Raw genomic sequence first — 14,461 nt, forward strand, 5'->3', positions numbered from 1 at the left:
ATAGTGATCATGGCGGCTGTTTTTGACACTTTATGGTGTTGCGTATGCTAACTTTATGTAAAAATGTAAAAAAATTACACAAATTGGCACCTTTGCCGTTACTTTTTCATTTAAACAGATGATGCAACTGACAAAATAACAATAATCAAGTCAGCTAGGGCTAGAGCATGGTAACACGAGTCAACCTAGAGGATCGCGGCGTTAAGCGATACTCTCTAACTGTGTTTGTTTGCGGAATAATGTTCACGGTTTTGATCTTACACTTAGTGAGTATTGGGCAGAAACAGACGACACAAAACAATGTTGAGTTTTTTATTGATAGGCAAGTTGAGTCTCTCGAAACACTGGTCAACAATGACATCAGTTTTATTGGCGCAGGTGCCAGTTTTTTTCAAGCGACCAACCCTCCCGCATGGGTTCATTTTTCCACATTCGCACAACCACTGATAGCTAACTCTAAAAGCCTTGTCGCCATGCAGTGGATGAAGACGGTGTATCCGGAGCAAATAACGGATTATGTCGCAAAAATGCGTACGCGATTTCCCGGTTATAGCATAAAAACGATGCCTGAATTCGGAGTGATCAAACAAGGCTATGTCGGTGATGGTAATAAAGCGATTTATCTGATTAGTGATACCTTTCCTATCAATAAAGCCAACGTTGAAACTCTTGGGTTCTATCCTTCTAACCCCAAAATCACTCAATTGATTGATGCTGCAAAAAGCACCGGACTTCCCGCTATCTCTGGGCGCACGGTCTTGTTGCAGGATCGAGCGGTAGAAGGGCAGCCCCAACGTGGGTTTTTAGCATTTTATCCTGTGTTCAAATCGGGCAGTCAAACTTTGCAAGGTGTCGTTGTTGGTGCGATACGCTCCACGGTGTACTTCGACAATATGGTTACTCATACCTCTTGGGGGCAAGATATCGGAGTCCGTGTCTTGGATATCGCGCTATCCGACCCTTCAAACACTATTCTCTATCAAAATTCTCACTGGGACAGTAATCAAGGTCAAGTCACCGAAGTGACGATGAAGTTTTATAACCATGATTGGACTCTACAATTCAAGCAAGACCATAGAATGTCTGACAGCGATATATTTCTGCTCGCTTGTATCGCCTTTAGCGGTGTCGTAATTTCATTGTTGCTTGCTTATGTTGTACAACTGATGTTGCGGGAGCAGTACAGACTGGCGATGTTGGTCAGTCGCCGTACTCGCGACTTACAATATCTCGTCGATCGCGACCCATTGACCGAAGTCTATAATCGCCGAGCCTTTAACCGACTGGCGGAATATCAAATTGAGCGCCATCAGTGCTTCTCATTAGTTATTGTTGATATTGATAATTTCAAAACGATCAACGACCAATATGGGCATGTCACCGGAGACGCTATTCTGCGTAAAGTAGCCTGCTTTATGCGAGGTTACGTATCAGATAAAGATACAGTGTTTAGACTGGGTGGCGATGAGTTCGCAATTATCTCAGAAAGGCATGACTATCTCACGTTAGGCCATTATCTTTCCAATTTATGCCGCCAAATCGAACATTTAGAATGGCCCGATATTGATCATGATTTCTCATGCACCTTGAGTATTGGTGCAGCAATTTACCGGGGCGAGCAATTAGAACAGTTGTTAAACCGCGCCGATGAACAGCTCTACTTTAGTAAGGAGCAAGGACGAAATAGAGCCAGTGTTGTGTGATAAAGCAACACTTAGCCAGTAACGGGTCGAGCTTTTAATTGCTATCCGCTACAATTGGCGAGTTACTAAATAAAGACAGTTAGGGCTATGAATTATAATCGCGTTGTTTGTTTTGATCTTGAGATGTGTTGTTGGAACAAGGATGGTGTTGGTACAACAGGCGAGATCATTGAGGTCGGTTTAGCTGAGATAGATCTGGTTAAGCAACAGATCGTTAAACGCGCGCAATACTATGTAAAGCCTGAACAAGATGAGATATCCCTGTTTTGCACCGAATTAACAGGGATCACGCCTAAAAAAATCGCCAAGCAAGGGCGTCCGTTGCAATCCGTTATCCAGTCGATGATCAAAAACTTTGGCGGCCCTAATAAAATCTATACCGCTTGGGGACGAGATGACCTTATTCTGTTTGAAGAGTGTGCCGCCAAGCAGATCGATGCACCATTCAAAGAGTTTATTAATCTTGCTACCGTCTATCGTATGCAGAAACGATTGAAAGATAAGCGTATTGGGCACCGAGCAGCACAAGAAGCGCAGGGTATTGAATGGGAAGGGCGACAGCACTCTGGCTATGTCGATGCCTATAATCTGGCCAAGCTTGCTTTGACCTTACTGTGATACAACGAATTAATGACACGTAAAAGAGCGATGTTCGACCATCGCTCTTTCTTATGGTTTAGCTTGCGACGATTCTAATTTCGCACGAATGAACTCACTATGGTCAACATAGAGTAATTCCGCCGCTTTGCGAATAACGGCGTCTTCGAGCGGGTCAATCACACCATCGGCATGAGCCACATCCCACATCGCTTTGATCAAGTGATAACGTTTCTCTTGGGGTAATTCACGTAGTTGCGAAGTAAAGTCATACAGTGAAACCGATTGTTCTACAAAGGCGTTGGCGCGAGTTATCAATTCCTCGGCTTGCGGTGCCTCCAGTGTCAACAAGCGACATAGCAGCGCCACTTTAGCTTGCTCTTCATCTGCTTCAACCGTGTGGTCAGCCTTCGAAACTTCGATTAGCAGAGCAGCGATCGCGAGTTCTGGAGTGGGGCGGTGGGTGTGGGTGGCGAGATCGTCTCCTTCAATAAGTTGTTTAAATATTGAAGTAATAGCATTAAACATAAACATTCTCTTTATCATGATGAAACTGACACTCTGACTTTCTGGGATGAGAAAGAAAACAGTGTGACATTAATAAATAGTCGCTAATGGATAGGAATACAAGTCTATTGGAATCGGAGTTGTAAAGGGGAAGTCGTTGGCAGTTATTTAGTGAGCTTCTGTGTCCATATTCTCAAGCAACTCAACAAATTCTGAGCTTGAGGCTTCATGACCAATCAAAAAGAAACCGAGCAAGGCATCCGCAACTTGCTGTTTGTCGTCACTTTGACTAACAATTTGTTCAAGACGTAAACGCAACAGTTCTATCTCATGATCGACAAAACCACGACCTTCTTCAGTTTGTTCGCCTTCATCTGGAGCGTTATCAAACTGCATAAAGAGTAAATCGTGATCACGATGAATATCGACCAGACGTTCTGGTAAAAAGTCTTCCCCGGTAACCACTTGAATATTCTGGTCTTTTGGGAGTTGGTTAAGGATGTCGAGCAGTTTTACTAGGTTCACGATACTTCAAATAGGAACGGGCTAGGTCACTCAATAATATCAATTAATTTGATTAAAAAGCCAATTAATGACGTTATAGTGACAGTTTTATGTCGAGGCGCACATAATATAACAGGTCTACCTACAATAGATAGCGCTCGTTGACGTTTATTTCACTCAATTAAATGTATAATTTTAATTTGTAACTTTTAGTTTTTCGGAGATTCTAAAATCATGATTTTTCGCCATGTCCCTTTCACTTTAGCACTGGTTTTCGGCGCGACGCCGACGATGATTTTGGCGACAGAGTTAAGTGAGCAGGAGTGGGGCATCGCTGCGCTTTGGCGCACGTCATCGATATCTTTTGACACTCAAGGCGCGGATACATCGGTATCGACTTTTATTCCAACCCTGTATTTTCAAAACGATTATGTGTTTATTGATGGACTCACTGCAGGCGCGCATTTATACAACAGCGATGATGACATTTGGCAATTGAATGCTATTGGTCGACTTCGATTTGTTGATATCCCCAAAGACGAGCAAAACCAGAATGGTGGAGATAGCGCTGATTTCGGGTTACAACTTCAATATCAAATGGATCAGAACTGGGTAGCTCAAGCCGAACTGCTTTCAGATAAGGGTCATCGCTACCACGGTAATTTGAGATTATTGGGTGAATATGAACTGGGTGCGTTGGAGCTGAAACCTAACGTCACCTTGCGTTACAAAGATGCGGATTTCAACTCGCAGTATTACGGTCAATACAATGGTGTCAGCGAAAGTATTGGGGCGGGCTTAGATTATAGCGTCGGTGTTGAAGCGAAGTATCATGTTTACTCCAACCTGTATCTACTCGGTGAAACCAACCTACGCATGTTAGACAATAATGCCTATCACGCCTCGGTCATTGATCAACGCTTCGAGGGGGAGGTGTTTGTTGGCTTTGGTTTCTTTAATGATAAAACCAAAACCAAGTCGCGCTCACAGGGGATAAGTAGCAAAGGTCCAAAACCGTATGTAAGAGTGGCACATGGTTGGGCGACACCGTCTAACATGAACGAAATTTTCTCGTTTAATCGCGAGAAAGATCCCTACAACAACCAACTTACCTCGGTATTTTATGGTCATCCACTCACGGATGAGTTGTTTGGTCTGCCTTTAGACATTTATCTTAGCCCGGGTATTGCTCATCACTGGGACTCCGAAGTGCAAAGTGCAAGCACCGAGTTTGTAACTCTGCTTAAAGCTTACTACACCTTTACTTGGCCGGTAGATTTCCGCTTAGGTGTAGGAAACGGTGTTTCTTATATTGATAGCGTGACGTATATCGAACAGACCGAGATGGATGAAAAAGAGAAACGCTCCAATAAGTTTATGAACTATATCGATATTTCTTTAGATGTGAGTTTGGCTTCGTTGACCAAAAGTAACCGCTTGGAAAACTGGTGGCTAGGTTATTCACTTCACCACCGTAGCTCGATATTTGAAACCGCCTCGCAATACGGGCGTATCAAGGGCGGAAGCAACTACAATACGGTGTATCTGCAATACCACTTCTAATGGGTTAACGAGCAGATAGCAAAGCCGGATAAACATCAAAGCCGGGCAAGCTCTTCAGAGCAAACAACTAATCGCAAACATTGTTTAGTCGTAGACACTGTTTAATCGTAAACATTGTTGACTCAATGATTTGCTGTTAGTTGTTGTTAACCTCCATTTATAAGCTGTGCTACAATCCGAGCAGTTTTTAAATAGAAAAGTAAACTAGGGAACGTTTTGACTTCCTCGCAACACAAAGACAGTTCAGTCTCCGCGAAAACCAATAGCGCACAGTCATTAAGAAAAGCACTGAATGACTGTATGATAAAAGACCGTTTTCGTCTCTCAAAGCGTATTTCAGGCGCGAACAAAATTAATAACCCACAAGCTCGCTCTGCGGTTTTTGACGAGATCGCTGCGGATATCGCTCAATCAATGATGGTCGCGCAACAGCGTGAAAATCATAAACCAAAAATCAGTTATCCAGAGCTACTGCCGGTTAGTCAGAAGAAACAAGATATCGCCGATGCGATTGCCAATCACCAAGTGGTGATTGTGGCGGGTGAAACGGGCTCGGGTAAGACCACTCAGCTACCTAAAATCTGTGCTGAGTTGGGGCGTGGTAAGTTTGGTCTTATTGGTCATACGCAGCCAAGACGTCTCGCCGCACGCTCGGTCGCTAACCGAATCGCGGAAGAGATGGAATCTAATCTCGGTGATTTTGTCGGTTATAAGGTTCGATTCAACGATCAAATCTCAGACCAGACGCAAGTGAAGTTGATGACTGATGGTATCTTGCTGGCAGAGATACAGCATGACCGTTATCTGAATCAATATGACACCATCATTATTGATGAAGCGCACGAACGTAGCCTTAATATTGATTTTATCTTGGGTTACCTGCGCGAGTTGTTGCCCAAGCGTCCCGATCTTAAAGTTATTATTACCTCTGCTACCATTGATCCCGAGCGTTTCTCTAATCACTTCAACAATGCGCCAATTATTGAAGTGTCAGGTCGAACCTACCCAGTAGACACCCGCTATCGACCGCTTAGTGGTGATGACGATACCGACAGAGATCAACTGGAAGGCATCTTCGACGCGGTGGATGAGCTATGTGATGAAGGACTGGGTGATATTCTTATCTTTATGAACGGTGAACGTGAAATCCGTGATACCGCAGATGCACTCAATAAGCGTAATCTGAAAGATACTGAAGTCGTCCCGCTTTATGCGCGTTTGTCCGCGGGTGAGCAGAACAAAATTTTCCAATCTCATCGCGGCAGACGTATTGTGCTTGCCACCAACGTCGCAGAAACGTCATTAACGGTTCCCGGTATTAAATACGTTATCGATCCGGGTACAGCGCGTATCAGTCGCTATAGTTATCGCACCAAAGTACAACGTTTACCGATTGAGCCGATTTCACAAGCGAGCGCCAATCAGCGTAAAGGTCGCTGTGGTCGTGTCGAAGAGGGGATCTGTATTCGCCTCTATTCCGAGGAAGACTTTGAATCCCGTCCCGAGTTTACCGACCCAGAAATTCTTCGTACCAACTTAGCGTCGGTTATTTTACAGATGACGGCGATTGGTTTGGGCGATATTGAGGCCTTCCCATTTGTTGAAGCACCGGACAAGCGCAACATTCAAGACGGTGTTCGCCTGCTGGAAGAGTTGGGCGCAATCAACGATAAAGTCAAAGATCCGCGTAAGCGGTTGACGACGATGGGTCGCCAGTTAGCGAAACTGCCTATCGATCCAAGATTAGCGCGTATGGTGCTTGAAGCGCCGCGCCTTGGCTGTTTAAAAGAAGTCATGGTGATCGCTTCTGCGCTCTCAATCCAAGATCCTAGAGAGCGCCCGAGTGATAAACAGCAATCTTCCGACGACAAGCACAAGCGCTTCTTTGATAAAGAGTCAGACTTCATCACCTTTGTGAACCTGTGGGACTACGTGCAAGGCAAACAAAAAGAGTTGTCGAGTAATCAATTCCGTAAGCAGTGTAAGCAAGATTTCCTCAACTACCTTCGGGTACGTGAATGGCAAGACGTCTATTTTCAGATCCATCAAGCAATGCGTGAAATGGACGGCAAGCTCAACCAAGAAGCGGCGGATTATCAGTCGATTCATACCGCGCTGTTGGTCGGGTTGTTATCCCATGTTGGTGTGAAAGATCAGGAGAAAAACGATTATCAGGGCGCTCGTAATGCCCGTTTCCATATCTTCCCTGGCTCCGGTCTATTTAAGAAACAGCCCAAATGGATTATCTCCGCCGAGTTGGTCGAGACGTCCAAATTGTGGGGGCGCATTGTGGCGAAGATCCAACCTGAATGGATTGAGCCCGTCGCCAAGCATCTGATTAAACGCAGCTACAGCGAACCACATTGGTCGAAAAAACGTGCCGCGGTCATGGCACATGAAAAAGTCATGCTGTATGGCGTGCCCATTGTACCGAAGCGCTTAGTGAATTATGGACCAATCGACGCGGTGATTAGCCGAGGAATATTTGTCCGCAGTGCCTTGGTTGAAGGGGATTGGGAAACCAAACATGCCTTCTTTAAGCAGAACCGCAAGCTATTGCAGGAAGTGGAAGAGTTAGAACACAAATCTCGCCGTCGCGATATCTTAGTTGACGATGACGAGCTGTTTAACTTCTATGACCAGCGTGTCGGCACAGAAGTCGTTTCAGGTCGTCACTTTGATACGTGGTGGAAGAAAGCCAGCGCTAACGACAGCGAACTACTCAACTTTGAGAAGGAGATGCTGTTTAGAGGTGACGCCAGTCATGTGACGGAGTTGGACTATCCAAACTTCTGGCACCAAGCGGGCTTTAAGCTCAAGCTCAGCTACCAGTTTGAACCCGGTGAAGACAATGATGGGGTTACGGTGCATATTCCGTTGCCAATCCTCAATCAGATCGAGCCACAAGGGTTTGATTGGCAGATCCCGGGATTGCGTGAAGAGTTGATTATCTCCTTAATCAAAGCACTGCCAAAGAGTCTGCGTAAGAATTTTGTTCCTGCACCTAACTATGCTCAAGCATTTCTTGCTCGCGTGACTCCAATGGAGATGCCATTGCTAGACGCACTAGAAAAAGAGTTACGTCGTATGACGGGAACCGAAGTGCTGCGTGAAGATTGGAACCTTGAGCAAATTCCGGATCACTTAAAAATCACTTACCGCGCCGTTGATCACCGCAATCGCAAGCTTAAAGAGCATCGCGATCTTTACGAGCTTAAAGAAAGCTTGAAAGAGAAAGTACAGCAAACGCTGTCAAAAGTAGCGGATGATGACATCGAGCAACAAGGTTTGCACACTTGGAGCTTTGGTTCACTGCCTAAGGTGTACGCGCAAAAACGTGGTGGTTTTGATGTTAAAGCTTATCCAGCTTTAGTCGATAATAAAGACAGTGTTGAAATCAAACTGTTTGAAACCGAAGCGGAACAAGAGTTGGTGATGCGAGAAGGTCAACGTCGTTTGATCTTGTTAAACGTGCCGTCACCGATTAAGTATTTGCACGCGAACTTACCGAACAAGTCAAAGCTCGGACTTTACTTTAACCCTTACGGGCGAGTGATGGATCTGATTGACGACTGTATCGCCTGTGGGGTCGATAAGCTGATCGAACAACAGGGCGGTTTGGTGTGGCAAGATGATAAATTTGAAGCACTGAAAGAGCATGTACGCGCTGAGTTGGGTGACACCGTGGTCGATATTGCCCAGCAAGTCGAAACCATATTGACGACCGCTTTTCAGATCAACAAAAAGCTCAAAGGTCGTGTCGACTTAGCGATGGCGTTTGCTCTGTCTGATATCAAAGCACAAATCGAAGGTTTGATTTTCCGCGGCTTTGCCACGGAATGTGGTTGGCAACGTTTACCCGACATTCTTCGCTACCTTAAAGCGATTGAGCGCCGCATGGAAAAACTGCCGATTGACCCAAATAGAGATCGGGTACATCTATTAAAAGTTGAATCAGTGACACAAAATTACAAAGAGTTACTGAATAAGATACCGAAAGGAATGAAAGTACCCGATAACGTGAAACAGATACGTTGGATGATTGAAGAGTTACGAGTAAGCTACTTTGCTCAACAGCTTGGTACACCTTATCCCGTGTCTGATAAACGTGTTATCAACGCCATAGATGCGTGTTAATCTTAAAAAATTTATGCAAGTTGCCTAATTAACAGGGGCAAGGATGTAAAACACGAGATGTCACCAACGGTGGTGACATCTCACTTTAAAACAAGAGAAGGTTCTCGATGAAAAAAACACTATTAGCGCTTATGCTTGCTGGCGCATCGACTACAGCTTTCGCTGACGCTTGGTTATATGGTGGTGTATCTGCAGGTAGTGCAGATTACAATGGCAACAGCGATACTCCACTGGGTTTCCATGTGGGTACTGGCATCTTACCTATTATTGGTATTGAAGGTGGTTACTGGAAACATGGTAGCTACGACTTGACTGGCGGTCATGTTGAGATGGGTTCATGGTATGGAGCACTAAAGCCAAGCATCGATATTGGTCCAATCCAACTGTGGGCTAAAGGCGGCTTTCACTACTTTGAAGGTAGCTACAAAGGTGGTCTAAGCAGTCGAAACGATGCCGACGGTACTGATATCATGTACGGTCTGGGCGCTGACTATTTCGTTACCGATCTACTTTCAATTGGTGCAAGTTGGCAACGTTTCAGTGGTGTAAAAACCATCAGTAGCGATAAAGAACTGGATAGCTTCAGCTTTAACGCAACGATTCATATCTTCTAATTGAGTGTGTCTCACTGTTAGAGTTTTGGTTAAAACGGTCGTGATAGTACGACCGTTTTTTTATACTCACCCATAGGTGACAATGTCACGAATCGAAGCGTTGCGTTTTCAGTGAACACTGTAATCAAGGCATAGAAATTAAGACATAAGAATGAAAACATAGCAATTAAGACTTTTGCACCAAATCTAGGTGGTCAGTTGCCTCGTCATTGTCCATTCGTTTCGATAATCCCGTTAATACCGTAAAGCAGGCTAGCGCGATGGCACTAAATAACAACATGCACAAGATAACCGCGTAATAACTGCCCGTTTGCCAGATAATTGAGCCAAGATAAGGCGCAATCGCTGAGCAGAGTAAATAAGGCAAAGCTAACATTCCCGAGATCACTCCCATATTGCTTTTCCCCATAAAGTGTTTGATAACCAATGGTTTCATAATACTGATCACGCCGTAGCTTCCTCCTTGGAACATCACAAAGATCACCAATAATGCAAGATTGTCTCCCGCAAAGTAGAGGGCGATAAGCGCTAAGTTGATGCCGATAAAACAACTCAAGGTAAGGTTCACCAAGTTAAGCACTTTATCTGCGAAAATTGACACAATCCGCCCAAATACCTGCATCGGTCCGATCAACGAGGCGATTAATGTTGCGCTTTGTAATGTGAGCTCTCGTTCATCCAATAGTGGCAGAAGGTGGCTAATCACCACGGTATGAGCCAAACCAAGCAGCGCGAAACTGACGGCGAGTAACAAGAATATCCGATTGTTGATGAGGGAGAGGGCGGAGGGCTTGCGCTCGCTAAACTGAGCGGTTGAATGATGTTCCCACGTTTCGACGCTTTGGTTCTTCAATTGGCGACAGGCGCAATAAAAGGGCAATACCAAACCAATCACCAATACAGCCGCTACCATCATCACATGACTAAGGGTGTAATGGGTCAGTAAATAACGGACAGTGGGAAAACACAGGGTACTCGCAAATCCGGCGACTAATGTAATCGTGGTAATGTCGGCTTTCGCCTTTTGACCACGATACTTAATGATATAAGCAAATATCGGCTCATAGAGACAACTGGACATCGCAATACCAATCCCAATCCAAATAAGATAAAACTGGGTCAGCGATAAGTCGTATTGCAAGCACCATAACAAGCAACCGCCGAGCATCACGCCCGCAGCAATCACAATCGGACCTTTACCCTTATCAATAAAATGACCGGCGATAGGCGAGCATAAGCCAGAAATCGCAATGGATAAGGTAAACGCAAGGGTAATATCGATACGATTCCATGAAGTCATCGCCTCCCACTCAAGCAGTGTGGCAGGGAAAATATAGTAGAAACATGCGTACAACAGAGTTTGTGCGATAGCGAAAATCGCGATAGGAAATGTCATCCATCAACCTAAATATAATTATAATTCCAGAATTGTGGAAATGATTGCAGTTAAAAGTGACAGGATGATGAAGGTTTAATGTCGGTTGAATAAACGTCGAGCTAGACCAATACAAGCACATAGGGGAGGGAGCTATTGATTTAAATGAGCGGCAAGCCTTGTCGTGCTTTCCGCTCACTATTTAACAGATAATCAATCGCTTAGTGTTTATTGTTGACACCAAAACGAACCATATCTTTGCCATTGTCATACACTTCTTTTGACACCCAACGTCCCAGCAACAACTGATGCTGTTCACTCAACACAGCAACAAAGGGGCGACCATCAGAGTTTGAAGTTGCCAACGCAACGCCACCAACATTCTGCAAACCTAATACACCGCTTTCAACCTGAATTAGAAACTGTTTAAGCTCGTCTAGGGTGGTTATCTCGTTGTTATCGATGTTCATTGTTATCTCTTTGTGTTGTTAACAGCACAGGCACTTAAAATCGAGCCTGTTTAGAAATCGAATATTGTAAGGAAAGTGGCAATATATGGCTAGATAAAGATGGCTGACCTAAAAAAGAAGGGAGTAGCTTAAAACCAGAAACACCATCACTCAACATCACGAGCACTTAAAATCTGGTCTGGTGGCGATGGCTTAAAAGGATGAAGGGATAAAAGAGGATAAAAGAAGGATAAAAGGACAGGCATATCAAAAAGCAATCAGCTACCACCTGTAGAGAATAAAAACCATATGATGGAGAGCTAAGTTAGCGTCTAGTGAGATAGCGGCTATTCACTCTTTAGTCATTATTTTTTACGTCACGATAGCAGTTTTCATGAGAACCAAGAGCAATCAATGAATCGCCACTGACTCACTAGACGCTAATTAGTGGCAATGCCCGTTATACACACCTTTACTCATCACATGGTCGCCATTCTGGTACAACGCCCGTATCTTCGTAGAGGGGTTTATTAAACGGATCCCTTTCCTCACTGAAATACCAGATGTTCTTCGGAAAGTAATTTCGGTACTCTGGTAGTCGCCGAGCAAACTCTCTTTGACAAGGAATCGTGAAATCTTCTTTCGCTAGGTAGGGAAACTTGGCAATACAGCACTCAACGAGACGAGTGAAGAAGTGATTTCCCATAAAGCGATCATAAGCGATACTATGAAAAGCACTGTTTTCCATTCGGTTATATTGGTTGAGTTTGTCACTGGACAGACCAATATCTCTTCTTCTTCTCATATCAATGCCAACACTTAAGTCGCGATGAACAATACGGGTGATAGCGTTTGATTGATCTAGCTCTATCAGAACGTTCTGTCCGTGAGGCTCAATGATATAGCCAAAGTGACGGAAACAATCGACCCAGTGCCGAACGATAGGTAGCATAATATTGTGCAGCACAAAATCGAGTGGGTTTTGCTCGGCGATCAATCCGTAAAGAATGGGCGGGGTATCGGGTTGGTAGAAGTCCTCCCCGAATAGTGCAAATCCCGGTATTAGTTTGCGAGCTTCTGCAACATATGGGAAAGGTCGCATATCTCGTACCACGTAGCCCCAGTTTTCACCCCTTTGGTCTAACGTTTGTTCTTGTTTATAGCTGATACCGATGACTTCGCGTAAATAGGCGAAATCGTCTCCCATTTGGTCAATGCCATTTTCTAGCTCCAAAGAGACATTGACCGCTTGCTCTATCACTTCGTCACGCATTTTGCGTGTGTATCGGGATACCTTAAAAGGGAAGTGGACTTTTACTGCATGTGGTATCTCATCATCCAAAACAAACAGCGTTCGCGTCGATGAACTTGGAACAACCGATATTGAACTATTTTGTTGTGGTAACGCTTCGCCTCGCAATGGGGAAGTATCTGCGCCTGGAGCCTCCAACACTTGCGGGTGGATACAGAAATTCACCTCCGAAGAACCAATAAATTTATTTGCTAGCGCTTGTGTTGGATTGGCGAGGTAGATGTTCACTTTGTCTTTCGGCAGAGTCAGCACCGGAAGTTCAAACTGCTCTCTATCAGAATCCGGTCGATAGCAATCAACAGCTTCTGTAAACGAAGCATGTGTGCTGTAGGTTCGAGTACCTTTATTGCGATATCTCTCAAGATAATATAAGTGGGGTATTAACATATTGGTCTTAACCTGAACCGTGGAGAAAAATTCAATCAAACACCTAGGTCACAATCTGTTGACAGGACGAAAGCGCTAATTTTCAGGGACTTGGTACAATTAATTTATAAGTTATTGACACTGAAGTCGATGATTATTTCCATTGTTCTTATGGATGGGAAAGCGTGTCCAGTTGGTGAGAAATAGTACTTCTGATCGGCTCAGTGATACCGGACTCTTGATTAAGCGTTCAGTTAATGCATGTTTTATTAAGCTGGGAGCTACTCGTTTCTTGCTATGAATTAAGATAAAACCTCGCCATCACGTTGTAGAAGGGGATCTACCAAAGCGTGTGAGGGCGTGGACACCGCAACAGGTGTGATGTGATACATGATTTTGGTGATTGTGATAAATGAGTGTAACAAGCTTTATAGGATCTCATCGTCATCCCAATCCCAGTCAAATTGGGAAAGATCTCGGGTGGCTTTGAGTAAATACCACCCGAGCAAAGCGACAATAAAAAGGATTAATACTATAGAGCGGAAAAGCATATCATACTCTTGGAGCTTGCATGTGACATAACTACTGGGCTTACCATGGTAATTGAGTGCCATCGTAGACAAAAAATGAACCTGAATGTTTAAGTCTTAGATTGTCGATGACATTAAGCATGCCTTTAACACTATTTTCTACAGTCACCTTTCCATCCTGACCTCCCATATCGGTTTGTACCCACCCTGGATGAATTGCCATGGTCTTTACATCGGCTTCGCATAGTTCACAGGCCAAAGATTTAATTATTTGGTTGAGGGCGGCTTTTGATGCGCGGTAACTGTATCGACCACCAGAGCGGTTATCATCGATGCTAGCGAGTATCGAGGTCATTCCAATGATAGTTTTATCTTCGCCAGCAAGAATGTTATTAAGTAAAGCCTGTGTAATCAACATGGGCGCAATGGTGTTGACCTTTAATACATTTATCCACTCTTTTTGCCCCATATTACCTAAGCTTTCACATTCGTCTCCACTCACACCTGCGTTGTGAATAAGCACATCAATGGCGATGTCTGCAAATTTTTCGGTCAAAGCGAGAATATGGGACTCATTACTGACATCCAACGTATGAGTAGAAATAGTGGGATAGTTTTGTGCCAAGAGGGTCAATGCATGAGCGGTGTGAATGTCACGACAGCAGGCAATGACATTCCACCCCCGCAGAGCGTATTGTTTGACAAGCTCGAGTCCTAAACCTCGATTTGCTCCCGTGATGAAAACCGTTTTCATTATGTAGTACCTAAGTTGATGCAAAGTAAGAATGAACTGGTCAATGCAGA

Annotated in this window: 11 protein-coding genes; 5 read left to right on the forward strand and 6 right to left on the reverse strand. The window is 44.3% G+C overall.

Features of this window, described 5'->3' with window-relative positions; all coding sequences use genetic code 11:
• Nucleotides 1–167: 167 nt before the first annotated feature.
• Nucleotides 168–1,703, forward strand: coding sequence for a sensor domain-containing diguanylate cyclase (locus L9Q39_RS06955; protein WP_237484371.1), 1,536 nt, complete (start codon nt 168–170; stop codon nt 1,701–1,703).
• 87 nt (nt 1,704–1,790) lie between these two features.
• Nucleotides 1,791–2,321, forward strand: a complete 531-nt coding sequence (locus L9Q39_RS06960) for a 3'-5' exonuclease (protein WP_237484372.1) — start codon at nt 1,791–1,793, stop codon at nt 2,319–2,321.
• 51 nt (nt 2,322–2,372) lie between these two features.
• Here the strand turns inward: L9Q39_RS06960 and L9Q39_RS06965 are convergent, their stop codons facing one another.
• Together L9Q39_RS06965 and L9Q39_RS06970 are read right to left on the reverse strand one after the other, a co-directional pair.
• Entirely contained in the window at nt 2,373–2,828 is a 456-nt protein-coding gene (locus L9Q39_RS06965) for a tellurite resistance TerB family protein (RefSeq protein WP_237484373.1), read from the reverse strand.
• A gap of 147 nt (nt 2,829–2,975) precedes the next feature.
• Nucleotides 2,976–3,332, reverse strand: a complete 357-nt coding sequence (locus tag L9Q39_RS06970; protein ID WP_237484374.1) for a VC1380 family protein — start codon at nt 3,330–3,332, stop codon at nt 2,976–2,978.
• A gap of 270 nt (nt 3,333–3,602) precedes the next feature.
• Here L9Q39_RS06970 and L9Q39_RS06975 point away from each other — a divergent pair, with 270 nt between their 5' ends.
• From L9Q39_RS06975 to L9Q39_RS06985, 3 genes are all read left to right on the forward strand, one after another.
• Nucleotides 3,603–4,874 (forward strand): MipA/OmpV family protein, encoded by a 1,272-nt coding sequence (locus tag L9Q39_RS06975; protein ID WP_237485525.1) that lies wholly within the window; start codon nt 3,603–3,605, stop codon nt 4,872–4,874.
• 216 nt (nt 4,875–5,090) lie between these two features.
• On the forward strand, nt 5,091–9,011 hold the full coding sequence (gene hrpA, locus L9Q39_RS06980) for an ATP-dependent RNA helicase HrpA (protein WP_290369130.1): 3,921 nt from the start codon (nt 5,091–5,093) through the stop codon (nt 9,009–9,011).
• 107 nt (nt 9,012–9,118) lie between these two features.
• On the forward strand, nt 9,119–9,625 hold the full coding sequence (locus tag L9Q39_RS06985) for an outer membrane beta-barrel protein (RefSeq protein WP_237484375.1): 507 nt from the start codon (nt 9,119–9,121) through the stop codon (nt 9,623–9,625).
• A gap of 166 nt (nt 9,626–9,791) precedes the next feature.
• On the opposite strand, the gene L9Q39_RS06990 is transcribed toward L9Q39_RS06985, so the two are convergent.
• The 4 genes from L9Q39_RS06990 to L9Q39_RS07005 all read right to left on the reverse strand — a co-directional run bounded on the left by L9Q39_RS06990 (nt 9,792) and on the right by L9Q39_RS07005 (nt 14,411).
• Nucleotides 9,792–11,021 (reverse strand): MFS transporter, encoded by a 1,230-nt coding sequence (locus L9Q39_RS06990; RefSeq protein ID WP_237484376.1) that lies wholly within the window; start codon nt 11,019–11,021, stop codon nt 9,792–9,794.
• Between the two features lie 200 nt (nt 11,022–11,221).
• Entirely contained in the window at nt 11,222–11,470 is a 249-nt protein-coding gene (locus L9Q39_RS06995; RefSeq protein ID WP_237484377.1) for a hypothetical protein, read from the reverse strand.
• A 451-nt stretch (nt 11,471–11,921) separates the two neighbouring features.
• Nucleotides 11,922–13,148: an IucA/IucC family protein gene (locus tag L9Q39_RS07000; protein WP_237484378.1), complete on the reverse strand. Its 1,227-nt coding sequence runs from the start codon at nt 13,146–13,148 to the stop codon at nt 11,922–11,924.
• Between the two features lie 570 nt (nt 13,149–13,718).
• Entirely contained in the window at nt 13,719–14,411 is a 693-nt protein-coding gene (locus L9Q39_RS07005) for an SDR family oxidoreductase (RefSeq protein ID WP_237484379.1), read from the reverse strand.
• Nucleotides 14,412–14,461: the final 50 nt, after the last annotated feature.

It is taken from the genome of Vibrio hippocampi (genome assembly GCF_921292975.1).
Classification (GTDB): Bacteria; Pseudomonadota; Gammaproteobacteria; order Enterobacterales; family Vibrionaceae; genus Vibrio; species Vibrio hippocampi.

Bases quoted from the DNA above. Each gene is read 5' to 3' on its own strand.
- L9Q39_RS06955 (WP_237484371.1), top strand. From the start codon at position 168: ATGGTAACACGAGTCAACCTAGAGGATCGCGGCGTTAAGCGATACTCT.
- L9Q39_RS06960 (WP_237484372.1), top strand. From the start codon at position 1,791: ATGAATTATAATCGCGTTGTTTGTTTTGATCTTGAGATGTGTTGTTGG.
- L9Q39_RS06965 (WP_237484373.1), bottom strand. From the start codon at position 2,828: ATGTTTAATGCTATTACTTCAATATTTAAACAACTTATTGAAGGAGAC.
- L9Q39_RS06975 (WP_237485525.1), top strand. From the start codon at position 3,603: ATGATTTTGGCGACAGAGTTAAGTGAGCAGGAGTGGGGCATCGCTGCG.
- L9Q39_RS06985 (WP_237484375.1), top strand. From the start codon at position 9,119: ATGAAAAAAACACTATTAGCGCTTATGCTTGCTGGCGCATCGACTACA.
- L9Q39_RS06990 (WP_237484376.1), bottom strand. From the start codon at position 11,021: ATGACATTTCCTATCGCGATTTTCGCTATCGCACAAACTCTGTTGTAC.
- L9Q39_RS06995 (WP_237484377.1), bottom strand. From the start codon at position 11,470: ATGAACATCGATAACAACGAGATAACCACCCTAGACGAGCTTAAACAG.
- L9Q39_RS07000 (WP_237484378.1), bottom strand. From the start codon at position 13,148: ATGTTAATACCCCACTTATATTATCTTGAGAGATATCGCAATAAAGGT.
- L9Q39_RS07005 (WP_237484379.1), bottom strand. From the start codon at position 14,411: ATGAAAACGGTTTTCATCACGGGAGCAAATCGAGGTTTAGGACTCGAG.